General features: G+C 68.0%; 27 protein-coding genes and 2 tRNA genes. 10 read left to right on the forward strand and 19 right to left on the reverse strand.

Annotation, left to right across the window (positions count from 1 at the left end):
- Positions 1–55: 55 nt before the first annotated feature.
- The 3 genes from pstC to pstB are packed head-to-tail and all read left to right on the forward strand — an operon-like array spanning position 56 to position 2,951.
- Positions 56–1,024 (forward strand): phosphate ABC transporter permease subunit PstC, encoded by a 969-nt coding sequence (gene pstC, locus JOF42_RS15315; RefSeq protein ID WP_210098613.1) that lies wholly within the window; start codon positions 56–58, stop codon positions 1,022–1,024.
- 1 nt (position 1,025) lies between these two features.
- Positions 1,026–2,135, forward strand: coding sequence for a phosphate ABC transporter permease PstA (pstA, locus tag JOF42_RS15320; protein WP_210098614.1), 1,110 nt, complete (start codon positions 1,026–1,028; stop codon positions 2,133–2,135).
- A gap of 36 nt (positions 2,136–2,171) precedes the next feature.
- Complete coding sequence (gene pstB / locus JOF42_RS15325; RefSeq protein WP_210098615.1) at positions 2,172–2,951, forward strand: phosphate ABC transporter ATP-binding protein PstB; 780 nt, start codon at positions 2,172–2,174, stop codon at positions 2,949–2,951.
- An 89-nt stretch (positions 2,952–3,040) separates the two neighbouring features.
- Here pstB and JOF42_RS15330 read toward each other — a convergent pair whose 3' ends face one another.
- The 4 genes from JOF42_RS15330 to sigK all read right to left on the reverse strand — a co-directional run bounded on the left by JOF42_RS15330 (position 3,041) and on the right by sigK (position 6,148).
- Positions 3,041–3,925, reverse strand: a complete 885-nt coding sequence (locus tag JOF42_RS15330; RefSeq protein ID WP_210098616.1) for an aminotransferase class IV — start codon at positions 3,923–3,925, stop codon at positions 3,041–3,043.
- Between the two features lie 177 nt (positions 3,926–4,102).
- Positions 4,103–4,732, reverse strand: a complete 630-nt coding sequence (locus JOF42_RS15335) for a DNA-directed RNA polymerase subunit beta (protein WP_210098617.1) — start codon at positions 4,730–4,732, stop codon at positions 4,103–4,105.
- Between the two features lie 28 nt (positions 4,733–4,760).
- Positions 4,761–5,552, reverse strand: a complete 792-nt coding sequence (locus JOF42_RS15340; RefSeq protein ID WP_210098618.1) for an anti-sigma factor — start codon at positions 5,550–5,552, stop codon at positions 4,761–4,763.
- A complete protein-coding gene (gene sigK, locus JOF42_RS15345; protein ID WP_210098619.1) occupies positions 5,549–6,148 on the reverse strand; it encodes an ECF RNA polymerase sigma factor SigK in 600 nt (199 codons plus the stop codon). Before sigK ends, JOF42_RS15340 begins: the two co-directional genes overlap by 4 nt.
- A gap of 267 nt (positions 6,149–6,415) precedes the next feature.
- Here sigK and JOF42_RS15350 point away from each other — a divergent pair, with 267 nt between their 5' ends.
- From JOF42_RS15350 to JOF42_RS15360, 3 genes are all read left to right on the forward strand, one after another.
- The gene (locus tag JOF42_RS15350) at positions 6,416–7,072 is read left to right on the forward strand and encodes a fasciclin domain-containing protein (RefSeq protein ID WP_210098620.1); all 657 of its coding nucleotides are present in this window, start codon (positions 6,416–6,418) and stop codon (positions 7,070–7,072) included.
- Positions 7,073–7,202: 130 nt separating this feature from the next.
- A tRNA-Lys gene (locus JOF42_RS15355) sits at positions 7,203–7,275 on the forward strand.
- 108 nt (positions 7,276–7,383) lie between these two features.
- The gene (locus tag JOF42_RS15360; protein WP_210098621.1) at positions 7,384–7,932 is read left to right on the forward strand and encodes a type 1 glutamine amidotransferase domain-containing protein; all 549 of its coding nucleotides are present in this window, start codon (positions 7,384–7,386) and stop codon (positions 7,930–7,932) included.
- A gap of 28 nt (positions 7,933–7,960) precedes the next feature.
- Here JOF42_RS15360 and JOF42_RS15365 read toward each other — a convergent pair whose 3' ends face one another.
- Positions 7,961–8,482 (reverse strand): CGNR zinc finger domain-containing protein, encoded by a 522-nt coding sequence (locus JOF42_RS15365; RefSeq protein WP_210098622.1) that lies wholly within the window; start codon positions 8,480–8,482, stop codon positions 7,961–7,963.
- 25 nt (positions 8,483–8,507) lie between these two features.
- Between JOF42_RS15365 and JOF42_RS15370 the strand changes: the two genes are divergently transcribed.
- Positions 8,508–8,726 (forward strand): hypothetical protein, encoded by a 219-nt coding sequence (locus JOF42_RS15370; protein WP_210098623.1) that lies wholly within the window; start codon positions 8,508–8,510, stop codon positions 8,724–8,726.
- Here the strand turns inward: JOF42_RS15370 and JOF42_RS15375 are convergent.
- Both JOF42_RS15375 and JOF42_RS15380 read right to left on the reverse strand, forming a co-directional pair.
- A complete protein-coding gene (locus tag JOF42_RS15375; RefSeq protein ID WP_210098624.1) occupies positions 8,716–9,243 on the reverse strand; it encodes a DUF1697 domain-containing protein in 528 nt (175 codons plus the stop codon). The genes JOF42_RS15370 and JOF42_RS15375 overlap by 11 nt on opposite strands.
- The gene (locus JOF42_RS15380; RefSeq protein WP_210098625.1) at positions 9,240–9,821 is read right to left on the reverse strand and encodes an isochorismatase family protein; all 582 of its coding nucleotides are present in this window, start codon (positions 9,819–9,821) and stop codon (positions 9,240–9,242) included. Before JOF42_RS15380 ends, JOF42_RS15375 begins: the two co-directional genes overlap by 4 nt.
- 205 nt (positions 9,822–10,026) lie before the next feature.
- On the opposite strand from JOF42_RS15380, the gene JOF42_RS15385 reads away from it, so the two are divergent.
- Positions 10,027–10,926 carry a hypothetical protein gene (locus JOF42_RS15385; protein WP_210098626.1) on the forward strand — a complete coding sequence of 300 codons (900 nt, stop codon included), beginning with the start codon at positions 10,027–10,029 and terminating at the stop codon, positions 10,924–10,926.
- A gap of 28 nt (positions 10,927–10,954) precedes the next feature.
- Complete coding sequence (locus tag JOF42_RS15390; RefSeq protein ID WP_210098627.1) at positions 10,955–11,272, forward strand: hypothetical protein; 318 nt, start codon at positions 10,955–10,957, stop codon at positions 11,270–11,272.
- 58 nt (positions 11,273–11,330) lie between these two features.
- Here the strand turns inward: JOF42_RS15390 and JOF42_RS15395 are convergent.
- From JOF42_RS15395 to JOF42_RS15440, 10 genes are all read right to left on the reverse strand, one after another.
- Positions 11,331–11,406 (reverse strand) — tRNA-Thr (locus JOF42_RS15395).
- A gap of 51 nt (positions 11,407–11,457) precedes the next feature.
- A complete protein-coding gene (locus JOF42_RS15400; protein WP_210098628.1) occupies positions 11,458–13,014 on the reverse strand; it encodes an alpha/beta hydrolase in 1,557 nt (518 codons plus the stop codon).
- Positions 13,011–14,168 (reverse strand): DNA polymerase III subunit delta', encoded by a 1,158-nt coding sequence (locus JOF42_RS15405; RefSeq protein ID WP_210098629.1) that lies wholly within the window; start codon positions 14,166–14,168, stop codon positions 13,011–13,013. The genes JOF42_RS15400 and JOF42_RS15405 overlap by 4 nt, the downstream gene beginning before the upstream one ends.
- A gap of 130 nt (positions 14,169–14,298) precedes the next feature.
- Positions 14,299–14,928, reverse strand: a complete 630-nt coding sequence (tmk, locus tag JOF42_RS15410) for a dTMP kinase (protein WP_210098630.1) — start codon at positions 14,926–14,928, stop codon at positions 14,299–14,301.
- Positions 14,925–17,783 (reverse strand): type I DNA topoisomerase, encoded by a 2,859-nt coding sequence (topA, locus tag JOF42_RS15415; protein ID WP_210098631.1) that lies wholly within the window; start codon positions 17,781–17,783, stop codon positions 14,925–14,927. The genes tmk and topA overlap by 4 nt, the downstream gene beginning before the upstream one ends.
- A gap of 98 nt (positions 17,784–17,881) precedes the next feature.
- Positions 17,882–18,211 carry a helicase gene (locus tag JOF42_RS15420; protein WP_210098632.1) on the reverse strand — a complete coding sequence of 110 codons (330 nt, stop codon included), beginning with the start codon at positions 18,209–18,211 and terminating at the stop codon, positions 17,882–17,884.
- 28 nt (positions 18,212–18,239) lie between these two features.
- Positions 18,240–18,584 carry a TadE family type IV pilus minor pilin gene (locus JOF42_RS15425; protein WP_210098633.1) on the reverse strand — a complete coding sequence of 115 codons (345 nt, stop codon included), beginning with the start codon at positions 18,582–18,584 and terminating at the stop codon, positions 18,240–18,242.
- Positions 18,584–18,781 carry a DUF4244 domain-containing protein gene (locus tag JOF42_RS15430; protein ID WP_210098634.1) on the reverse strand — a complete coding sequence of 66 codons (198 nt, stop codon included), beginning with the start codon at positions 18,779–18,781 and terminating at the stop codon, positions 18,584–18,586. The genes JOF42_RS15425 and JOF42_RS15430 overlap by 1 nt, the downstream gene beginning before the upstream one ends.
- 71 nt (positions 18,782–18,852) lie before the next feature.
- Positions 18,853–19,692, reverse strand: coding sequence for a type II secretion system F family protein (locus tag JOF42_RS15435; RefSeq protein ID WP_307803620.1), 840 nt, complete (start codon positions 19,690–19,692; stop codon positions 18,853–18,855).
- Positions 19,693–19,745: 53 nt separating this feature from the next.
- Positions 19,746–20,759: a TadA family conjugal transfer-associated ATPase gene (locus tag JOF42_RS15440; protein WP_210098636.1), complete on the reverse strand. Its 1,014-nt coding sequence runs from the start codon at positions 20,757–20,759 to the stop codon at positions 19,746–19,748.
- 412 nt (positions 20,760–21,171) lie between these two features.
- Here JOF42_RS15440 and acs point away from each other — a divergent pair, with 412 nt between their 5' ends.
- Entirely contained in the window at positions 21,172–23,139 is a 1,968-nt protein-coding gene (gene acs / locus JOF42_RS15445) for an acetate--CoA ligase (protein ID WP_210098637.1), read from the forward strand.
- A gap of 64 nt (positions 23,140–23,203) precedes the next feature.
- On the opposite strand, the gene JOF42_RS15450 is transcribed toward acs, so the two are convergent.
- Positions 23,204–23,662, reverse strand: coding sequence for a RidA family protein (locus JOF42_RS15450; RefSeq protein WP_210098638.1), 459 nt, complete (start codon positions 23,660–23,662; stop codon positions 23,204–23,206).
- A complete protein-coding gene (sp36, locus tag JOF42_RS15455) occupies positions 23,659–23,883 on the reverse strand; it encodes a Sp36 family protein (protein WP_210098639.1) in 225 nt (74 codons plus the stop codon). Before sp36 ends, JOF42_RS15450 begins: the two co-directional genes overlap by 4 nt.
- Between the last annotated feature and the right edge of the window lie 32 nt (positions 23,884–23,915).

Here is a 23,915-nt window from a genome sequence, read left to right on the forward strand (position 1 = left end):
CGGGGGCACCCGCATGAAAACCCCCGAAAGTCCCTCAGAGCCTGGAGTCGCTCCGATGTCCACAACCACAACGGGTCCCGATACCACCCGTTCAGCCGGGACACCCCCCAAGCTGCGCCGACGGGGAGACCTCGTCTTCTCGGGCACCGCGCTGGCCGCGGGAATCATCATCCTCGTCACGCTCGCCGCCGTCGCGCTGTTCCTCATCGTGCAGTCGATCCCTGCGCTCTCGGCAGACACGAGCGGCAACCACATCCTCGAGGGCCAGTCGTTCCTGTCCTGGGTCTGGCCGTTCGTCTTCGGAACGCTGTGGTCGAGCTTCATCGCCCTGGTGATCGCGGCACCCATCGCGATCGGCATCGCGCTGTTCATCTCGCACTACGCCCCGCGGCGCCTCGCCGGCTTCCTCGGCTACATCATCGACCTGCTCGCGGCCGTCCCGTCCGTCGTCTTCGGCCTCTGGGGAGCCCTCACCTTCGCTCCGATGCTCGTGCCCTTCTACAAGTGGCTCAACGAGAACCTCGGCTGGATCCCGATCTTCAGCGGCACGCCCTCGGGCACGGGAAAGACGATCCTCACCGCATCCCTCGTCCTCGCCGTGATGATCCTGCCGATCATGACCGCGATCTGCCGTGAGGTGTTCCTCCAGACGCCGAAGCTCCACGAGGAGGCCGCTCTCGCGCTCGGAGCCACCCGCTGGGAGATGGTCCGGATGGCCGTGCTGCCCTTCGCACGCAGCGGAATGGTGTCGGGTGCCATGCTCGGACTCGGCCGCGCGCTCGGCGAGACCATGGCCGTCACCCTCGTGCTCTCGCCTCTGGGCATCATCACGTTCAACCTCATCAACCCGGAGAACCCCACCACGATCCCCGCGATCATCGCACTGCGGTTCCCCGAGGCCCATGACGAGGGCGTCAACACGCTCATCGCGGCGGGTCTGATCCTCTTCATCGTCACCTTCGCGGTCAACTTCGTGGCCCGCTGGATCGTCTCGCGCCGTGCCGAGTTCTCGGGAGCCAACTGACATGACCGCCACCCTCACGCCCTCGCCCTCCTCCGCGTCCGTCGCGGCTCCGGTGCACAGCACGTCGGCGGGACACCTGCCCAAGTGGGCGCCCTGGGCGCTCCTGCTGGTCGCCTTCGTCGTATCGGCCACGATCTTCGCCTTCGTCAACGCGGGCAACGATCCCGCCGACTTCAACATCGCGCTCACCCTCGTGGTCGGCCTCATCTTCTACATGGCTCTGATCCTCGTGATCTCCACCGTGGTCGAGAGCCGCCGCCACGCGATCGACCGCCTCATGACAGCGCTGGTGTCCGGCGCATTCGTGGTCGCGCTCCTCCCCCTGATCTCGCTGCTCTACACCGTGGTCGTCAACGGCCTCATGCGGTTCGACGGCGAGTTCTTCAGCTTCTCGATGCGCAACATCGTCGGCGAGGGCGGCGGCGCCGTGCACGCCGTCTGGGGCACGCTCCTCATCACCCTCGGCGCCACGATCATCTCGGTGCCGATCGGTCTGATGACCTCGATCTACCTCGTCGAGTACGGAGAGGGTCGCAAGCTCGCCCGCGGCATCACGTTCCTCGTCGACGTCATGACAGGCATCCCATCGATCGTCGCCGGTCTGTTCATCTACTCGGTGTTCTCGCTGATCGTCGGCCCCGGCACCCGGATGGGCATCATGGGCTCGCTCGCCCTGTCGGTGCTGATGATCCCCGTGGTCGTGCGCGGCTCGGAGGAGCTCCTGCGGATCGTCCCGAACGAACTCCGCGAGGCCGCCTACGCGCTCGGCGTGCCGAAGTGGCTGACGATCCTCAAGGTCGTGCTGCCCACCGCGATCGCGGGAATCCTGACCAGCATCATGCTCGCCATCTCGCGCGTGATCGGCGAGACCGCGCCGCTGCTGCTCACCGTCGGAATCGTGCAGGGCATGAACCTGAACATGTTCGGCGGGCAGATGGCGACACTACCGGTGTTCTCGTACATGCAGGCCAAGTACCCGGGCATCCCCGTCGACGCCTACCTCGAACGCGCATGGGCCGCAGCCCTCACCCTGATCGTGATCGTGATGGTGCTGAACCTGCTCGCCCGCATCATCGCCAAGGTGTTCGCTCCCAAGATCAACGGCCGCTGAGCCGTCATTACCAGACTGAACAAGAAGGATTCCCACGTGTCAAAGAGCATCGAAGTCAACGACCTCAACGTCTACTACGGCGACTTCCTCGCCGTCGAAGGCGTCAGCATCGACATCAAGCCCAACACCGTGACCGCATTCATCGGCCCGTCCGGCTGCGGCAAGTCCACGTTCCTGCGCACGCTCAACCGCATGCACGAGGTCATCCCCCGTGCGCGCGTCGAGGGCGAGGTGCTGATCGACGGCAAGAACCTCTACGGCGCCGGAGTCGACCCCGTGCTGGTGCGTCGCCAGGTCGGCATGGTGTTCCAGCGTCCGAACCCGTTCCCGACGATGTCGATCAAGGAGAACGTGCTCGCGGGCGTCAAGCTCAACAACACGCGCATGGCGAAGAGCGACCAGGACGCACTCGTCGAGAAGTCGCTGCGCGGCGCGAACCTCTGGAACGAGGTCAAGGACCGCCTCGACCGCCCCGGCTCCGGCCTCTCCGGCGGTCAGCAGCAGCGTCTCTGCATCGCGCGTGCGATCGCCGTCTCACCCGACGTGATCCTCATGGACGAGCCCTGCTCGGCCCTCGACCCCATCTCGACCTTCGCGATCGAGGAGCTCATCGCCGAGATCAAGACCCAGTACACGGTCGTCATCGTGACGCACAACATGCAGCAGGCCAGCCGCGTCTCCGACAAGACGGCCTTCTTCAACATCGCCGGCACCGGCAAGCCCGGCAAGCTCATCGAGTACGACGACACCCGCACGATGTTCACCACCCCGTCCGTGCAGGCGACCGAAGACTACGTCTCGGGCCGCTTCGGATAAGCATCCGCCGGTTCATGAGGTGAGGGCTCGACGCTGCGGCGTCGGGCCCTCACTCGTCTGCCCGGATGTGGGTCGGAAGCCGGCCGGGGTCAGTCGCGGGGCGAGAGCAGGTACCGGTTCAGCTCGGCCGTGAGAGCGTGGTCGACCGGCAGTTCGACCCCGTCGACCGCGGTGATCGGGGCGGCGAGTCGCACACTCGAGACGAGCCATGCGGCATCCGCACGCGAGAGGTCGGATGCCGGGATCGTGCCGTACTCCGCATCCGAGCCGCGGCCCGCGAGATACTCGTAGACGCTGAGCTGGGTCGTTCCGTGCAGGATGCCGCCGTTCGGCGCAGGTGTGACGAATCGATCTCCCAGACGCAGGATCAGCGACGCCGTCGGCGCCTCGAGCACGAAGCCGTCGCGGGAGAGGAAGATCGCGTCATCCGCTCCCCTCCGGTGCGCCTCGCGCAGCGCCGCCATGTTCACCGCATACGAGAGGGTCTTCGCTCCGAGCAGCAGCCACGGCGCGTTCTCGGCGACGTCGAGGTCGTATCCGCGGTCGAGGGTCACCACGCGGATGCCCCGCTCGCGCACCTCGGAGAAGTCGGATGCCGGCGCCGCGGTCGCCCACGCGGTCGGCGTCGGCCCGTGCTCCACTCCCCTGCTCAGGATGAGCTTGATGACGTACTCGCCCTGCTCGCAGTGCGCCGCCGCCTGCTCGATCGCCTGGCGCCACTGGGCCTGGTTCGGCAGGGGCAGGTCGCACAGCTGCGCCGAGTGCGCGAGCCTCTCGAGGTGGGGGATCACCTCCTGCGCATGCCCGTCGACGACACCGATCGACTCGAACACGCCGTCGCCGCGCTGGGCGCTCAGCTCGCCCACGCTCAGGGCGGGAGCCGCCGCATCCACGAGAGTGAACGTGTCTGCGAAGTCGGAGCGGTCGGCGTCAGCGGCCGCAGGATCGATCATGAGAGCAAAGCGCCGGGTCATGGTCCGAGCCTAGGGCTCCGGGAATAGCAGCGGTGCGATCTTGTTACACTGGAGTGGCCGGGCCGCATAACCCCGGGCTCCAATTTTTGCCGCTGCGAGCGGCCTTCCGCCGAGAGGCGTTCTTGCGGCCCGGTCTTTTCATGTCCGGGCGCTGGCCCTCTCGCGGCCGTCGCGGGCTCAGGACAGTGCGTCCATCCGCCACAGCACCGCTGAAGCAGACAGATCCTGCGCGTAGCTGCTCAGCCGCAGCGCCCTGGTCGTGAGCTCGCTCGCGCGTGCCGGCTCGGTGGCCTCGTAGTCGTCGGCGGTGTGGGTCGCCCCGGATGCCTGCAGCCGACAGAAGGCCGCGGCCCGGTCGAGCGCCACGGCGAAGTCGCCGCGGAACGCGCCACGCAGGATCGTGTCGATCAGCGCGACCAGCTCATCCGGGCTCGCCGGAGCGGGCGCACCGGCGATCACCGCGTCTGCCGAGGCCAGCTCGACCCGACCCCGCTCGTAGAGCAGGGCCGCCGTCTGCGGATCGCCGTGGATCGCCAGCTGCAGCAGGTACAGGCGCCACAGGGCTCCGGGGAGCGTCCGAGACGGCGCCTTCGACCACAGCTCCGCGATCTCGTCGATGCCGTGCTCCGCGGTGAACGCCACGAGGCGATCGGCGCTCACTCCACTCTCGTCGGCGCGCACACGCGTCAGCAGAGCGGATGCGGTCGCGTGCGCGATCCGCGTCTCCTCCGCAGGGTCGTGGGTGCCGACGATGTTGTCGAAGGAGCTGGTGGGTCGCCGCACCGGACGGGAGAACTGCTCAGGCATCAGTCCAGGGTACGCGCGATCCGCCGTGTCAGGCGGTCGGGATCACGACGACGGGGTCGGTGGTCGGAGATCCCGAGGGTGATCCTCCGGCCTGCTCCACCGTCACGGCGATCACATCGCCCGCGTGCATGTCGCCGGCGAGCGCGGCTGTTGCTTCTCCGCCATCGGCGGCGAACACGCCGGCTGACACCGGAGTGTCTCCGCGGACGTACCAGAGCTCGTATGTCTCACCCTCGGGCAACGCAGGGATGCCGTCCGTCACCAGGACGGACTTGCCCAGCGACGCCGACCAGTGCGCGGTCGCCGTACCACCGCTCTCGAGCGTGACGGAGGCCTGCTGAGCGTCATCGGCCGACTGGATGTCCTGCAGGGCGATCACGCTCGCCGGACGATTCAGGTAGGTGTTGATCGCGACCGTTCCGGCCCCCACTCCGACGAGCAGAGCGAGGCACGCGGCGAGCGCGAAGAGGATGCGAAGACGACGGACCGGAGCCTTGGGAGTCGATTCCGCACCGAGCGGCTTCTGGTCGGCATCCGGGAGTCCTTCGGGGACGGTGTCCGGTGCGGAGACCGTCTGGATCACATCGCCGTTCTGTGGAGTGATCGCGATGCGGGCGAGGAGCGCCGCACGGATGTCGGGCGACGGTACGACCGGGGCCGCCCCACCCGAGAGGAGTCCCGCAGTGTCGGCATCCTCATCGGCGATCCGCTGCCACTCAGGGTGCGCGGCGAGTGCGGAGTGATACCGCTGCTGGTCGTCGGGCGACAACGCGTCGAGCGCTGCTCCTGCCGCGAGTTCCGCGAATTCCTGCTCGTTCATGCCGTCACCCCCATAGCTGTCCTCAGGCGCGAGAGCCCATCTCGCATCCGTGTCTTGATCGTCCCCAGCGGTGCTCCCACGAGCGCCGCGACTTCATTTTGACTGTATCCGCCGTAGTAGGCCAGTACGAGGGCTTCGCGCTGTGCCTCGGGAAGACCTGAGAGCGCGTGAACCACCTTCTCGCTCTCGATGCCCAGTTCCACCGTTTCCGCGACACTGTCGTGCGCGACCCCGATATCCCTGAACCCGGCCCGTACGTCTCTGTCCGCGCTGGACTGGGACGCCCGTACCCGGTCGACCGCACGACGGTGCGCGATCGTCATCACCCAGGTTCTTCCCTGCCCCTTGTTCGGAGCGAACTTCGTAGCGGATTGCCAGATCTCCAGAAAAACTTCCTGAAGCACCTCTTCGCTCTGCGAGCGGTTGACGAGGACACGGAGAATGAGCCCGAACACTCTCGACGAGAGCGAGTCGTAGAGCTCGGCGAACGCGCGCTGATCTCCGTCGCCGATGCGGAAGAGCAGGTCAGCGACAGCATCCCTCGGCGTACCGTCTTCGGGTACGTCCATCCCATCGATGACCATCTCAACCAGCATGCCGCATACCCGCGCTTTCCCCTGCAACCGCCACCTGAAAGTGACGGAAAAGTTGTGGAGGAGAAGGCCGGCGCCGACATCGTCCGCGTCGCCCTCGTGTCCTCTTAAGTGCTTCTCGTTGAAAGCTGTTCGCGACAGACCCCCGAAACGGATTGGATCGGGGCGGTCTGAGATTTCTTTCGAGAATTTCCCATCCGATCTCGGAGGGGCTCCGAACAGCTGTCAACGCCACGGAGAGGCCGTGGCAAAGTTCTGAAGGAGCTCGAGATGTTCAGCACCAAGAAGAAGGTCACCGCAGCCATCACCCTCGGCCTTGCGAGCGCATTCCTGCTCTCCGCATGTTCCATGGGCGGAACCACCGACGAGCCGTCGGAGTCGACGGCACCGGAGTCGTCCGAGACGACTGCTCCCGAGACGATGGACCCGGCCGCGGACCTCGTCGGCCCCGGCTGCGCCGCATACGCAGAGGCAGTGCCGGACGGCGCAGGATCGGTCGAGGGCATGGCTCTTGACCCGGTCGCCACCGCCGCGTCCAACAACCCGCTTCTCAAGACCCTGGTCGCCGCAGTCAGCGGTCAGCTCAACCCCGACGTCAACCTCGTCGACACGCTGAACGGTGACGAGTTCACCGTCTTCGCCCCGGTCGACGACGCTTTCGCCAAGATCGACCCGGCCACCATCGAGGCTCTCAAGACCGACAGCGCCACGCTGAGCTCGATCCTGACGTACCACGTGGTCCCCGGCCAGATCGCCCCCTCGGACATCGACGGCACGCACGCCACCGTCCAGGGCGCTGACCTCGAGGTCACCGGCAGCGGCGACGAGCTCATGGTCAACGACGCGAACGTCATCTGCGGTGGCGTCAAGACCGCCAACGCGACCGTGTACCTCATCGACTCGGTTCTGATGCCCCCGGCTGAGTAAGCCATGGGACGCCGAGGCAGGACTCGGCACACACCATCTCGCCACTCAGGGGGAGGACGGTGAGATGGAGAAGGAGCCGCTGGCGACACGTCGTCAGCGGCTCCTTCTTTGCGCCCTAGACTGAAGGGGCGGGCCTCTAGCTCAGTTGGCAGAGCATCGGACTTTTAATCCGCGGGTCGTGGGTTCGAGCCCCACGGGGCCCACCGTTATCACCGCCGGAGCAATCCGGCCACCCCCTTCACGGCATCCGGCGCGTGCGAGAGTGTCGAGTCATCCCCACCGGGACCTCCACCTCCACGAAAGGACGCATCATGGCGACTCTCACCGACAGCCGAGTGGCATTCCTGGCCACAGACGGATTCGAGGACAGCGAGCTGACCAGTCCGTGGGAAGCGGTGCAGGGCGAGGGCGCGAGCGCCACGCTGATCGCACCCGAAGGACTCCAGATCACCGGCAAGAACGGTCATGTGCAGCACGTCGACCTGACCTCCGACACGGCGAAGGCCGACGAATTCGATGCGCTCGTGCTTCCGGGCGGAGTGGTGAACGCCGATCACCTGCGCCTCGACAAGCCGTCGATCGACCTCGCCCGCTCATTCTTCGAACAGCACAAGCCCGTCGCCGTCATCTGCCACGGCGCCTGGATCCTGATCGAGGCCGGCGTCGTCGACGGACGCACGCTCACGAGCTACCCGAGTCTGGCGACCGACCTCCGCAACGCCGGAGCGACCTGGGTCGATGAGGAGGTCGTGGTCGACGAGGGCCTCGTCTCGAGTCGCACCCCCGACGATCTGCCCGCTTTCAACGCCAAGCTCATCGAAGAGGTCGCCGAAGGGCGGCACGCCGAGCAGACCGCGTGATCTGAACCGAGCATCCGGCGGTCCGGTGTCAGGCGCCCGCGCGCGCCCTGTGACGCCGGACCGCCGCTCTGTTCGCGCAGCGCACCGAGCAGAAGCGCTGCCGACCGTTGCGCGTCACATCCACGACGACGTTCGTGCACGGCGACGCCTCGCAGCGACCGAGGCGATCCATGCCGCGCGTGACGAGGTGCAGCGAGGTGCCGACCGCGAAGATCGCCCGGAGCACGTACGGCAGTGACTGCACGTCGTCTCGGTAGTGCAGGTGCCATCCCTCGCCGTCATGATTCGTCAGGCGTGGATAGGCCGCGGCCTTCGCCATCTGGGCGTTGAGCACGTCGGCCCTCGCCGAGGGATCCCGCTCGTCGACGATCCGCAACCAGTCGTCGATGACCTCACGCACCCGCTCGTGATCATCAGGTGCGGGCGGGAATGTCATCGTCATGCCCATCTCGAGCGTTCTCGCCTCGATCCCGGCGCGATCGGCGGGAAAGTCGTCGGCGAGCGATGCGGCCAGCAGCACCGCATACTCGCCGTAAGGGTTGAGATGCATAAGGCCATTACATCACGCTGGATGCATGACCTCGCTGAACACCCTGCCGATCCCCCGCCCGACCAGAACCGCGCACGAGCACGCCTGGCGCGTCGAGTCGAGGCATCCGACGAGCGAGGGCATCGTCCTTTACGTGCGGTGCGGCGAATGCGGAACGCGCCGCGTCGACCTGCAGTCGCACCCGCAGGTTCCCCCGACTGCGCTCAGCCGTGGCGCGCGGCACGTCGATCCGCTCATTCCGTGAGCTCGGCGAGCTTCCGCACCGTGCGGAGGTTGCGAGCCGTGCCGGCGACCCCGAGCGCACGGTCGAGCACGGCCTTGGTGAGCTTCGTGCTGTGCACGCCGCCCTCGGCGTAGTCGATCCAGAGATCGTCGCCGACGAGCGCGATCCGCTCCCCCGGCACGAGACGCTGCTGCAACTCTTCGATCGCCCCGACCGCGGGGCGCCCTTCGAGGAACATCGCGTGCAGCAACTTCTCGGATGCCCCGTCGAAGGGGTGCGAGTCGAGGGCACGCACGAGCGCCTCGTGGGTCCGCAGGATCACAGGAGTGTCGACGCCGAACTCGCGGGCGATGAGCGCGCGGACCTCCGCGCACGCGGATGACGGATCGTCCGGATGCGCGCACACGATGTTCCCGCTCGCGATGTACGTCGACACCTCCCCCAGCACCGGGACGAGCGCCTCCCGCAGCTCCGCCATCGGCACACGGTTGCGCCCGGAGACGTTGACCGCGCGCAGCAGCAGGGCGCTGCGCGTCACGCAGCGCCGCTGTCGATCAGAGCGGCGCCCGCATGAGCGAGCTCTGCGAGCGCCGCCTCGCTCGACTCGGGAGCGACACCGGCGATGAGGTCGGTGAGGATCCGCACCTGCACACCGTGCGCGATCGCGTCGAGGGCGGATGCGCGGACGCAGTGGTCGGTGGCTATCCCGACCACATCCGCGCTGAGCACGCCCGCGCTCGTGAGGATCGCCGCGACGGTGTCGCCCGTCTCCGTCGCACCCTCGAACATCGAGTAGGCGGGTTTCCCCTGACCCTTCTGCACGTGGTGCGTGACCGCGTCGACCACCAGCAGCGGGTCGTACTCGGCACCGTACGTGCCCGCGACGCAGTGGACGGGCCACGTGTCGACGAAGTCGGGGGCTTCGGCGAAGTGACCGCCGTTGTCCCCGTCGGGGTCGTGCCAGTCCCGTGACGCGACGATCACGTCGTAGTCATCGGCGTGGGCCTCGAGGAAGACGGAGACGGCGGATGCGACCGCATCGCCGCCCTCGACGGCCACCGCACCGCCCTCGGTGAAGTCGTTCTGCACATCGACGATCAGAAGCGCTCTGCTCATGGTTCGAGGGTACGCCTGTGCGTTCCGCATCCGTCGTCGTGCGATCTGCGGAGAATGGCCACAGGTCCACGTGGACGCCGACGATCTTTGGCCAGGAGTCTTAGATCGGAAACCTCATACACGCTTAGAGTGACCCCGAACGAAGACACAATGTCTTCATGTATAGAGAAAGGTGAGAACAGTGGCACGAAGAAAACTGGGGTTCGTGGCCTCGCTCCTGACCATGGTCGTACTTGCGACATCGATGGGCGCTCCCGCGCAGGCAGAGGATGACACCTCGCGCGCCGAGCAGGCCTCCGAGGCCATCGAGGCAGCCGCTCCCACAAACGACCTGGCGGAGCCGGGCATCGTCGACGACGGGCAGGTGCTCACGCGCGCGAACGACACCAGCGCGGTGGTTCCGCTCTCGCCGGACGGCGACATCGTCGTCACGGTCGCGGGCGCTGAGGGGACGCAGACCGCGAGGATCGCCCTTCCCGACGAGATCGCCGTGGGCTCGGGGGTCGTGACGGACGACGGAACCGTGGTCTACCCCGCCGCCGACGGGTCGGCCGACGCCGTCGCGGTGCAGACGCTGGCAGACGGCTCGACCCGCGTGCAGACGGTGATCGCGGATCCATCGAGCGCGCATGAGTTCGGTTACCGGATGCAGGGCTACCGCCCGTACGAGAGCGACACCGGAGAAGTCGTGTTCGTCAACGCCGCGGGCGACTTCGTCAATGTCGACGCGCCTTGGGCCGTGGATGCGAACGGTGCCCGCGTCGACACCCACTACGAGATCCACGGAAAGGAGCTGGTGCAGGTGGTCGAGGCCGACGAATCGACCGCATACCCCATCGTCGCCGATCCCAGCTGGATCTGGTACGCACCAGCCTGGGGCATGAAACTCTCTCGCACCGAGACCTCCCGGGTCCGGGACCTGGGTGCTGCCGGCTCGATGTGCGCGATCTTCGCACGGGGTGCCCCCGGATTCACCGTCGCCTGCGGTGCATTCGCCGGATACATGAGCGTGCAGGCGAATCTCGCCCAGAGCGACAGCCCGAAGTCGTGCCTGTTCTTCACCGCGGCTCCCATTCCGGGAGTGATCTGGAGGATCAAGTGCTGAGCCTCGCGCGTTCAGAGGAGCGTCGCTGATGTCGGAGGCGCAGCTCGCCACCGTCGTCTACGTCGCGACAGCGGCTCTCGCCGTGAGCGCCGGCTTGTCCTTCGGCGCACCTCTCGCCGGCCCGGCACGGTGGATGGGAGTCGCAGCGGGCGCGCTCATCGTCGGAGCGGTCACCGCGGGTGGTCTCGCGTTGGCGTCTCAGACTCCCTGGGTCGGTCCGATGTTCGCGATCGTCACCGGTGCGACTGCCGTCCTGGTGTCTGCTCACGCTCGTCGAGACGAGCCCGGATTCCGTTCCGAGCCCTTCTGGCGGCGCGTGAGGATGGCGCTGAGCACCCGCCGCTGAGAGCGCCTGTCGGAGGAAACCATAAGGCCCCGTGATCTTTTCAGATCACGGGGCCTGCTGGAGCCGCTTGTCAGAATCGAACTGACGACCTTTTCATTACGAGTGAAATGCTCTGCCGACTGAGCTAAAGCGGCGCGATCATCGATATTACCCGTTCCGGAGCCGCACCGCGAATCGAGCCCGACTCACTCGCAGCGAAGGCCGTCCTCGGGCACGACATCGTCGAGGAGGAAGGCCTCCACAGCACTGTCGACACACGTGTTGCCCTTGTTGTATCCCGTGTGTCCCTCGCCGACGCGAGTGATCAGCACGCCCTCTTCGAGCTGGTCGGCGAGCGACTCCGACCACTCGTACGGCGTGGCCGGATCGTTGGTGGTACCGACGACGAGGATCGGCCCCGCACCCTCTGCGGTGATCTCGCCCCGAGTGCCGGTGGGCGGGTACGGCCACACCGAGCAGGAGTCCGGCCCGTCCCAGTACGGCGCGATGGTCGGCGCACCCTCGGCGATCTTCGCGTCGCTCGCGGCCTCGGCGGCAGGGTCGTCTTCGACGGGATAGTCCATGCAGTTGTAAGCGCGGAAGGCTTCGCTCGAGTTGTCGAGATAGGCGCCGTCCTCGCGCCCGTTGTAGAAGTCCGCGAGGAAGAACGCCGTCGTGGGGTCGCCCTGCAGCGTCTCGTCGAAGGCCTGGGTCAGGTACTGCCAGCTGTCGGCGGAATAGAGCGCCGCGATGATCCCGGTCATGAGGGCGTCGGCCCCGAGCATCCGCCCGTCGCCGTTCTCGAGCGGGTTCGCATCGACGCTCGAGAGCAGAGCGCCGAGGTCGGCCATCGCCTCGTCGACAGTGCCGTTGAACGGGCACTCCCCCGAGTCGAGGCAATCCTTCATATACGCGCGCAGGGCCGATTCGAACCCCAGCGCCTGAGTCGCGCCCACGTCGAGACCCGACACCGCCGGGTCGATCGCGCCGTCGAGCACGAGGCGCCCCGCCTTCTCGGGGTAGAGGTTCGCATAGGTGGCACCGAGGAACGTGCCGTACGAGTAGCCGAGGTAGTTGAGCTGTCTGTCACCGAGAACCGCACGGATGAGATCCATGTCCCGCGCTGCGTTGATGGTGGTGATGTAGGGAAGGATGCCACCGCTGTTCGCTTCGCACGCGTCGGCGAACTCCTTGTGCGCCTCGAGCAGCTCGGCCTCCCAGTCCTCGCTGCCGCGGGGTGCGTCGGGGATCGAGTACAGGTAGTCGTCCATGCCTGCGGCATCGAAGCAGGTGACGGCGGTCGACTGTCCGACGCCGCGGGGGTCGAAACCGATCACGTCGTAGTTCTCGATCAGGTCGGCGCCGACCGCGAAGTCGAGGCTGTCGCGGATGAGCTCCACACCGCTGGCGCCGGGCCCTCCGGGGTTCGTGAGCAGGGATCCCTGCGCGGTCCCCGTGGCCTGATGGCGCACGACGGAGAGGGTGATCTCGCCGTCGTCAGGGTTCTCCCAGTCGAGGGGCGCGGTCACGTCGGTGCAGTCGAAGCCCGTGCCGCACTCGGTCCACGCGAGCGTCTGCCCGTAGAACGGCATCAGGTCTTCCGCGACGCCCTCGGTGTCGGGTGCGTTGGTGACCGAAGGCTTGGGCTCGGCACCCTCGGGGATCATCGCGTACAGGCACCCGGACAGTGCGACGGATGCCGCGGCGAGACCGGCGATCACCGCCACGGCGCGACGGATGCGGGAAGTCGGTCGAGTGTTCACGGTGTCCTCCCGCTCGTGACAGTCACGAGCAAGCTCTCGAGGGCGAGCAGTGGTGCGACGTTGCGCTCCAGCGACTGGCGCGTATCGGCAAGGTGGTCGAGTACGACAAGGGTACGGGTCTCGGGCCATGCGGCCGCCAGCGCCGCCAGCTCTTCGCGCAGCTCACGGTTGATCAGCTCGGCGTCCCGGCCGAACTGCAGCATGACCACATCACGGAAGAGCGACTGCAGATCGGTCAGGACCCTGTCGATGCCGTCGCGCAGGCTGCGGGTCGCACGCTTCTTCTGATCGTCTTCGAGCGCGGAGATCTGGCTGCGCAGTGCCGGCGGAACTGCCTGCCCCTCTGCGATGCCGACCATGCGCAGCAGATTGGCGCGCTCGGCCGCATCGCGTTCGGCGGTGAGAGCCTTGGCATCGTCTGTGGCCGCCTGGATGATGCGCCCGGCGACCTCGACCGCGTCGCTGACCCCGCGCACCCCCAGCACGGATCGCAGGGTCTCGTCACGGCGCCTGCGCGCGGCGTCATCGGTCGCCAGACGCTGGGCCATGCCGATGTGTCGCTGCGCATGCCGTGCAGCCTGTTCGGCGATCGCCTCGTCGACCCCGGTGCGCAGCGTGATCAGCCGCGCCACGTCTGCGACGTCGGGCTCGCGCAGTCGCAGCGAGCGCACCCGCGAGCGGATGGTGGGCAGCAGATCGGCCTCACTGGGCGCGCAGAGGATCCAGACGGTCTGCTCGGGCGGTTCCTCGAGCGCCTTCAGGAGGACGTTGGAGGTGCGCTCGACCATGCGATCGGCATCCTCGACGACGATCACCCGGTAGCGCCCCGCGGACGGTGCGAAGTACGAACGCTCGACCAGGGCGCGGGCCTCGGCGATCGTGATGATGACCTTGTCGGTGCGCAGCGCCGTCACGTCGGGGTGGGTTCCGGCGAGCACCTGTCGCATCGCCGCTTCGTCGTCGGGATGATCCGCGACCAGCGCGGCGGCGAAGGCGTGGGCGAGCGTGGAGCGCCCTGACCCGGGAGGCCCGGTGATCAGCCACGCATGCGACAGAGCCGTCGGGTCGGATGCCGCGTTGCGCAGCGTCTCGACCGCGGCGTCCTGCCCCCACACATCGGCCCACGGGAACGGGGCGGCGACAGTCTGGGGCATGGTCTCAGCCTAATCGGGAGCACCGACGTCGGCGGCACTCCCGGCCGAAGGCGAGCGCGCCGAACGACGAGGAGCCCGCGGATGGATCGACGCGCGTGGTCGAATGCGCGACCAGCAGGCGCGAAAGCCCTCAGCCGAGCAGGGTCGAGACGCGTTCGCGGATCTGCGCGGCGATGGCCTCGGGTGTCGCCGAGGCGTCGAGCACGAGGAACCGCTCGGGCTCCGCATCCGCGAGGCGCAGATACGCGTCTCGCACGCGCGCATGGAACTCGGTCTTCTCGGCCTCGAGCCGATCGAAAGGCTTGTCTGCGGAGTCGAGGCGCACGCGTGCAGACTCGGGATCGAGGTCGAGCAGCACGGTGAGATCGGGAAGCGCACCCTCTGCGGCCCACAGCGAGAGGTTGCGGATCTCGTCGCCGTCGAGCACACGACCAGCCCCCTGGTACGCCACGGAGGAGTCGAGGTATCGGTCCTGCAGCACGACCTCGCCGCGGGCGAGCGCCGGTCGGACGACTGTCGCCACGTGGTGCGCCCGATCTGCGGCATAGAGAAGCGCTTCGGCACGCGGGGCGATGTCACCGCGATGGTGCAGAACGATGTCGCGGATCAGCTGTCCGACCTCCGAGCCGCCGGGCTCGCGGGTGCGCACCACCGTGCGGCCTTCATCGATCAGCCACTCGGCGAGCAGGTTCGACTGAGTGGTCTTGCCCGAGCCGTCTCCGCCTTCGAGCGTGATCCAGACGCCGGACTCCGACGTCACGAACCGGCCTTCTTCGCAGCGTTCGCGGCGCGTGTGGCCGCTGCCTTCTTGGCCGCGGCGGAACGAGCGGCGGCCTTCTCGGCATCCGTCGCAGATGCCTTCGCGGCGGTGGTCTTCTTCGCGGGAGCCTTCTTCGCAGGCGCCTTCTTCGCAGGCGCCTTCTTGGCCGCGGGCTTCTTGGCGGGAGCCTTCTTGGCCGCTCCCCGCTTGGGAGCCGGCCCCTTGGCACGCTTGTCCGCCAGCATCTGCACGGCGATCTCGAAGGTGATGTCCTCGACCTTCTGGCCGCGGGGGATCGTCACGTTGGTCTCGCCATCGGTGACGTACGCGCCGAAGCGACCGTCGCGGATGCGGATCGGCTTGCCGCTGACCGGGTCGGCCTCGAACTCGGCGAGCGCGCTCGACGCACGGCGGGATCCGGCTCCGTACTTCGGCTGCGCGTAGATCTCGAGGGCCTTCTCGAGGGTCACATCGAAGATCTGCGATTCGCTCTCGAGCGACCGGGAGTCGGTGCCCTTCTTGAGGTACGGACCGAAACGACCGTTCTGCGCGGTGATCTCGTCGCCGGTCTCGGGGTCGGCACCCACGACGCGAGGCAGGCTGAGCAGCTGCAGCGCGGTGTCGAGCTCGATAGTGTCGACCGACATCGACCGGAACAGCGAGGCGGTGCGGGGCTTCGGTGCCGCATCCTTCTTCGCGCCGCGCTTCGGCTTGGGTGCCTCGACGACCTCGCCGGTCGCCTCGTCGACCGCGGCGTCTTCAGACACCGGGTCGGTCTCCTGCACGTACGGACCGAAGCGTCCGTCCTTGACGACGACGATCTTGCCGTTGTCGGGGTTGGTTCCGAGCACGCGATCGCCGGCGACGGGAGCATCGATGAGCTCCTGTGCCTTGGCCGCCGTGAGCTCGTCGGGCGCGAGGTCTTCCGGCACGTTGACGATGCGGGGCTTCTCGTCGGGAGCCTCGGGGTTCGCGACCTCGAGGTACGGACCGTACTTGCCGAAACGCAGCGTCGCCGTCTCGGTGATCGGCGTCGAGTTCAGGGCACGCGCATCGATCTCGCCGAGGTTGTCGACGGTCTGACGCAGGCCGACGTGCGAATCCGAGCCGTAATAGAAGGAGCGCAGCCACTCGACGCGCTTCTGCTCGCCGCGGGCGATCGCATCGAGGTCGTCTTCGAGCGCGGCCGTGAAGTCGTAGTCGATGAGGTCGGCGAAGTGCTCTTCGAGCAGACGGACGACGCTGAACGCGAGCCACGTAGGCACGAGGGCCTGGCCGCGCTTGGTCGCATAGCCGCGATCGATCACGGTGCCGATGATGCTCGCGAACGTCGACGGGCGTCCGATGCCGTGCTCCTCGAGCGCCTTGACCAGGGATGCCTCGGTGTAACGCGGCTTCGGGGTCGTGCGGTGCCCCTTGGCCTCGGACTCCGACATGCGCAGCTCGTCGCCGACGGCGACGATCGGCAGCGACTGGTTCTCGTCGGTGTCCTTGTCGTTGCGCTTCTCGTCGCGTCCTTCTTCATAGGCCTCGAGGAAGCCCTTGAAGGTGTACACGGTTCCGGATGCCGTGAACTCGGCCTTCTGCCCCGCCGCATCGACGAGGATCGTGACCGTCGTGGTCTCGTACTTGGCGTCGGCCATCTGGCTGGCGACGGTGCGCTTCCAGATCAGGTCGTAGAGACGGTGCTCCTCGCGGTCGAGCTCGGAGGCGACCGACTTCGGGGTGCGGAAGTTCTCGCCCGAGGGTCGGATCGCCTCGTGCGCCTCCTGCGCGTTCTTGCTCTTCGACTTGTAGACGCGGGGCTTGAGCGGCACCGCCGAGTCGCCGTAGAGCGCGACGGCCTGGCTGCGCGCAGCCTGCACCGCCTGCGTGCTCAGCGCCACGGAGTCGGTACGCATATAGGTGATGTAGCCCTTTTCGTACAGACGCTGGGCGACGCTCATCGCCTGCTTGGCGCTCATCGAGAGCTTGCGTCCTGCCTCCTGCTGCATGGTGGAGGTCGTGAAGGGGGCGTACGGGCTGCGGGTTCCGGGCTTCGCCTCGACCTTCGTCACCGCACCGGTGCCAGCCGCGTCGACCGCGTGCGCCAGAGCAGCGGCCTTCTTCTCGTCGAGGATGACGACGGCCTTCTTGAGCTTTCCGTCGTCGTCGAAGTCCGTGCCGCGGGCGAGCTGGCCACCGTCGACGCGAACCAGGCGCACCTTGAATCCGGACGACGACGAGGCGAGCGCCTCGACGTCCCAGTACTCGGCCGACACGAACGCCATGCGCTCGCGTTCGCGCTCGACGATCATGCGGGTCGCGGCGGACTGCACGCGTCCTGCCGAAAGGCCGGTCTTGACCTTGTACCAGAGCACGGGCGAGACGTCCCACCCGTAGAGGCGGTCGAGGATGCGGCGCGTCTCCTGCGCGTCGACGAGGTCGATGTCGAGCTCGCGGGTGTTGCCGATGGCAGCCTGGATCGCGTCCTTGGTGATCTCGTGGAAGACCATGCGCTTGACCGGGACCTTGGGCTTCAGGGTCTCGAGCAGATGCCACGCGATGGCCTCGCCCTCGCGGTCCTCATCAGTGGCGAGCAGGAGCTCGTCGGCCGTCTTGAGCGCACGCTTGAGCTCGGCGACGGTCTTCGTCTTGCGATCGGAGACCACGTAGTAGGGGTCGAAGTCGTTGTCGACGTCGATCGAGTACTTCCCGTAGGCCTGCTTGTCGGCCGCGGGGATGTCCTTCTTGTCTGCGAGGTCGCGGATGTGTCCGACCGAGCTGAGCACCTCGTAGCCATCGCCGAGGTACCCCTGGATCGACCGCATCTTCGTCGGAGACTCGACGATGACGAGCTTCTTGCCTTCAGCCAAGGGAGCATCCTTTCTTCGAAGCACACCATACACACCGCCGTGATGGGTTGGTCACAGAGGTCGCCTGCATTTTCGCGGGAAAGTGCTTCGTGCCGCCGTCAGGATCCCTCGGGTGGCCCAGCACGGGCTCGGGAGACGGCAGCGAGTCCAGCGTACGCCGCGTTCACCTGCACGGTCGCCACGAAGCCGTCGAGGGCGCACGCGGTGAGCGTCGCCCCCGAGGCCGCGGCGACACGTGCGGCGAGGGTGCACGGGTCGTCTCCCGTCACGATCGCTCCACTGGCGGCGTCCGCTGCGGCGAGCGCTGCAGCGTCGGCGGCCCCGGCGGCGCGCTGCGCCGTGACCGCCGCTCCCCCGACGGCCGCGAGCCCCAGAGAGAGGGCCGCTGCGATCGAGAGGAGGCCCGCGGCGAGAGCTGATCCGGCCATCAGCGCCCCCTCCGTCCGCTCGTGGGCATCACAGCCCGCCACCGAGCGCGCAACTCGACGCCTGCAACCCGAGCCTGATGAATCCGCCGATCGCGTAGTCGGTGCGTGCGGACACGCACACGAGATCTCCGGAAGACGAGCTCGTCATCCCCGCTCCGGGCACAGCTGCGGTCACCGCGTGCGCCGCTGCCCCGTCGTCCTCCCCTCGGCCGAGAAGCCGTGCGGCATCGGCGGTCGCATCCTGCAGCGCGACCTGCCGAGCGGCGGCGCCGAGTGCTCCCGCTCCGAGCAGGAGGGCGAGGACGACGGCCGGGAGGGCGAGCGCGAGCTCTGCCGCCACGGATCCGCGTTCACCGTCTCGGTCGGGGAGCATCACGACACCGTGAGGGCCCGACGCACCAGGTCGGTGAGGATGCCTCGCACCTCGTCGGAGCGCATGATCACGACGAGCAGGCCGGCGAAGGCGACGGCCGCCATGGTCGTGATCGCGTACTCGGCGGTGGCGGCGCCGGTGTCGTCTCCGAAGAGAGTGGCAGCGCGGCCGCGGGTGAGCGGAGGGATGGCGTTCATGGGTTCCTTCTTTCTGTGGGTGGATGCGACGTGCATCCGGTGTGTTTCGGCAGCGGTCACAGTGGCAGCGGTCACAGCGGCAGCGGGGTCGAGGCGAGCACGCTGAGCAGCAGAGGGGCGACGCCGAGCAGCAGGAACGCGGGCAGCGTGCAGACACCGAGGGGGATGAGGAGCTTCGTCGAGAGCCTGGCCGCTCGCATGCGGCCATCGATTCGAGAGGCATGCCTGTCCTGTGCGGCGGAGGCACGCAGCAGTTCACCGGCCGGCACGCCGGCCGACGTCGACAGCTCGAGCACCGAACGGATGCGGGCGTCATCACCGCGTCTCGTCGCGGGGGTCTCCGCCACGAGGTGCAGCGCGCGCGGTATCGATGCGCCTCCCGACAGCGCGACGGCCATCAGCTCGGCCTGCATCCCGGGGGTGCCGGCCTCCGGGCGGGCACGCCTGAGAAGTCGTGCGGTCCAGGCACGCGCGACGAGCACGAGCAGAACTCCGGCGACGACGCATCCGGCCCCGGCCGGGGTGCCGACGATCACGCCCAGGGTGTCGAACCCCAGGGCGAAGCCGAGCAGCAGCCCCGCGAACGGCATCCACAGCAGCAGTCGCGCCGTGCCCGCCGGCTCGGCCAGCGCGATGCGCACGTCATCGGCTGCCGCAGCGGCGTCGCGGAGCGTCTCGGCGATCATCCGCAGTACCTCGGCGAGCGGGGCACCCACGGTCGTCGCGATCTCCCAGGCGGCGGCCAGGTCTCGCCATGCGCCGCCTTCGGCCTCGATCGCGGCGACCAGCGGAACACCCTCGTCGACGCGCTCGACGACCGCTGCGGCATGCACGTCGCCGATCGAGGCGAGGTGACGCCAGGCGACCATCGGAACAGCCCCGGCCTGCAGTAGCACTGCGAGCGTCTGCACCGCCGTCGCCGCGTCGGCCCCGCCGCTCGGCTCTTCCCGCCGCGCCCTCCCCCTCACCACGGTCGCACTTCCGCGATGCCGAGTCGGTCGCCGACCACGGCGAACTCCCCGGCCTGCGTGATTCGCCTCTGCCCTCCGGGTGAGCGCTCCAGGTGCAGGACGACGGTGAACGCGCTCACCACCTGACGGGCGAGTGCCGTGGCATCCATGCCGGCGAGCGCACCGAGCGCCTCGAGCCGCGCGGGTACATCGTTCAGACCGCTCGCGTGCAGAGTGCCCGCTCCTCCGTCGTGCCCCGTGTTCAGCGCGGTCAGCAGCTCTCTGACCTCCTCCCCTCGGCACTCCCCCACGACGAGCCGATCCGGCCTCATGCGCAGCGACTCCCGCACGAGACGGGCCAGGCTGATGCCGCCCGCGCCTTCGAGGTTCGACTGGCGTGCTTCGAGCGCGACGTGGTGCGGATGCCTCGGTCGCAGCTCAGCGACGTCCTCGATCGTGACGATCCGCTCCGAGGCGGGCGCCGCGGAGAGCAGGGCGGAGAGCAGCGTCGTCTTTCCTGTGCCGGTGCCGCCGGTGATGAGGATGTTCGCGCGCTCGGCCACCAGTGTGAGCAGCCAGCTGTGCTGCCGCGCGTCGAACGCCCCGAGGTCTGCAAGGGCGTCGAGATCGGCGGCACGCACTCTCGGAACGCGGATCGACAGCGACGTCCCCGACGTCGAGATCGGCGCGAGCACCGCGTGCACGCGGATGCCGGTCTGCAGTCGTACGTCGACGCATGGCGCCTGGTCGTCGAGATGCCGGCCGCCGAGTCCGACGAGCGCCACCGCGAGATCGCGCACCTCGCGTTCGGAGGCGCTCCATGCCGGCACCGGTTCCGCGCCGTGGCCACGGTCGACGAAGAGACCGGCGGCGCCGTTGACGAAGATGTCGGTGACGTCGTCATCGCGGCAGTACTCGGCGAGCGGCCCGAAGACCGGGTCGATGTCGAGCGGGGCATGGCCGACGGCCGGCACACCGGGGCTCGGTGCCGACGCGGCACGCGGGCGGATGACGAAGGGATCAGGCATCCCCCGAAACTAGGCGGCATGACCGACGGAGAGCCGTCGGTGCGCTCGGTGTGGACGCCTCCTGTGAGCAACTGCGTCGCCGCCGCATCCGTGCAGAGCCGATTCCGGCTGCGGTGCATCGATCAGGTGGGCCCTGGGAGCGCTCACATGCAGAGAAGGGCGGCACCTCACGGGGGGAATGAGATGCCGCCCACGGCGTCCCCTGATGGGGGAATCGGGCACGCCAAGGCCAGAATGAGAATTCGGCTGTCGTCGAGTGTACGCAAGGCAAGCGTCCTGACAAAACCCGTCGCACTACCTACTTTCGACAGTATGCGACGTCGGTGGCCGGGACTAGATTCGCCCTGACCTGATCGTGCCCCCGTACGGTCATGCCCGCAGTACCTGCCATGCCGCAAAGGAGCGCCTGCCGATGAGCAGCCAGATCGATCATCTTCTCGATGAGACCCGCCAGTTCCCGCCGTCCGACGAATTCGTCGCCCAGTCGGTCTCGTCGCCGGCCCTGTACGAGAACGCCGCGGCAGACCGCGAGGCGTTCTGGGCAGAGCAGTCGCGCGAGCTGCTCGAGTGGCACAAGCCCTTCACGCAGGTGCTCGACTGGTCGACGCCCCCGTTCGCGAAATGGTTCGACGACGGCGAGCTCAATGTGGCCTACAACTGCCTCGACCGTCACGTCGAGGCGGGCAACGGCGACCGCGTCGCGCTCCACTGGGAGGGCGAGCCCGGCGACTCCCGCTCGATCACATACGCCGAGCTGACCGAAGAGGTCAAACGCGTCGCCAACGTGCTCGAGGGCCTCGGCGTCGGCCACGGCGACCGCGTCGCGATCTACCTGCCGATGATCCCCGAGGCGGTCGCATCGATGCTCGCCGTCGCGCGCGTCGGAGCCATCCATTCGGTCGTGTTCGGCGGTTTCAGCGCCGACAGCCTGCGTTCGCGCATCGACGACGCCGGCGCGAAGCTCGTGATCACCGCCGACGGCGGCTATCGCAAGGGTCGCGTGTCCGCTCTCAAGCCTGCCGTCGACCAGGCCCTCGCCGACCGCGGCGACGGTGAGCAGCAGACGGTCGAGCACGTGCTCGTCGTCCGCCGCGGCGAGAACGAGGTCGAGTGGCGAGAGGGCCGCGACCTCTGGTGGCACGAGGTCGTTCCCGCGGCATCTGACGAGCACACCGCTGAGGCGTTCCCCGCCGAGAACCCGCTGTTCATCCTCTACACCTCGGGCACCACCGGAAAGCCGAAGGGCATCCTGCACACGTCCGGCGGCTACCTCACCCAGGCCGCGTACTCGCACAAGTACGTGTTCGACCTGCATCCCGAGACCGACGTCTACTGGTGCACGGCCGACATCGGCTGGATCACCGGCCACAGCTACGTCACCTACGGCCCCCTCGCCAACGGCGCGACCCAGGTGATCTACGAAGGCACTCCGGATGCTCCGCACCCCGGTCGCTGGTGGGAGATCATCGAGAAGTACAAGGTCTCGATCTTCTACACCGCGCCGACCGCGATCCGCTCGTTCATGAAGATCGGTCGCAGCGTGCCCGCGAAGTTCGATCTGTCGTCGCTGCGACTGCTCGGATCGGTGGGCGAGCCCATCAACCCCGAGGCCTGGATCTGGTACCGCGATGTGATCGGCGCAGGCAAGACGCCGATCGTCGACACCTGGTGGCAGACCGAGACGGGCGCGATCATGGTCTCGGCGCTTCCCGGCGTCACCGCGACCAAGCCCGGTTCGGCGCAGGTCCCCCTCCCCGGCATCTCGATCGACGTCGTCGACGAGTCGGGCGTCGAGGTCGGCAACGGCAACGGCGGCCTGCTCGTGATCACCGAGCCGTGGCCGAGCATGCTCCGCGGCATCTGGGGCGACCCCGAGCGCTACCGCGAGACCTACTGGGAGAAGTTCGAGAAGCAGGGCTACTACTTCGCCGGCGACGGAGCGCGCCTGGATGCCGACGGCGACCTCTGGCTGCTCGGACGCGTCGACGACGTGATGAACGTGTCGGGCCACCGCCTCTCGACGGCCGAGATCGAATCCTCCCTGGTCGCGCATGAGGCCACGGCCGAGGCCGCGGTGGTCGGCGCCGCAGACGAGACCACCGGCCAGGCCGTCGTCGCGTTCGTGATCATCAAGGAGAGCTATCTCTCGGCTCACGACCCGGCGGGCCTCGCCCAGCAGCTGCGCCTGTGGGTGGGCGAGCAGATCGGTGCGATCGCACGGCCCCGCGACGTCTACATCGTCGGCGAGCTGCCGAAGACACGCTCCGGCAAGATCATGCGACGCCTGCTGCGCGATGTCGCGGAGGGCCGCGAGGTCGGCGACACCACGACCCTGGCCGACACGGCCGTGATGAGCATCATCTCGGCTCAGGTCAAGTAATCCGACGAAGAACGCCCCCATCCGATGTCCTCATCGGGTGGGGGCGTTCTGCGTGAGAGCGGGCTCAGGCGAGGATGAAGGTGACCTCGACCTCGACCGGGCTGTCGAGGGGCAGCACCGGCACGCCGACGGCCGCGCGGACGTGCTGTCCGGCCTCGCCGAAGATCTCGCCCAGCACGAGGCTCGCACCGTTGATCACGCCGGGCTGGCCGCTGAAATCGGGCGTGGATGCCACGAATCCGCCGACCCGGAGGACTCCGGCGATCCTGTCGACGCCACCGGCTGCCGCGGCGGCGGCCGCGAGAGCGTTCAGGGCGCAGGTGCGTGCGTAGGCATTCGCGTCATCGGCGCCGACCTCGGCGCCGACCTTGCCGGTGGCGGGCAGCGCGCCACCGGAGAACGGGAGCTGACCCGAGGTGTAGACGAGTCCGTCATGCACGACGGCCGGCACGTACGCCGCGACGGGGGCGGCGACGACGGGCAGCTCGATGCCGAGCTCGGCGAGACGCGAGGAGACGCTCATGCCGCCCCTCCCTCGAACTGGCGAGACGCCTCGGCGGCGGCAGCGAGTCCGGCATTTCCCGTGGACTGCGCCGTCACCGGGCGCTTGAAGTAGGCGACGAGGCCTCCTTCGGGTCCCTGGATGACCTGCACGAGCTCCCATCCCTGCTTGCCCCAGTTGTTGAGGATCGCAGCGGTGTTGTGGATCAGCAGCGGGGTGGTCAGGTACTCCCACGTGGTCATGGCACTCCTGTCTGGCAGCACTCGCGCGCGCG

The organism is Microbacterium phyllosphaerae (assembly GCF_017876435.1).
Taxonomy (GTDB): Bacteria; Actinomycetota; Actinomycetes; order Actinomycetales; family Microbacteriaceae; genus Microbacterium; species Microbacterium phyllosphaerae.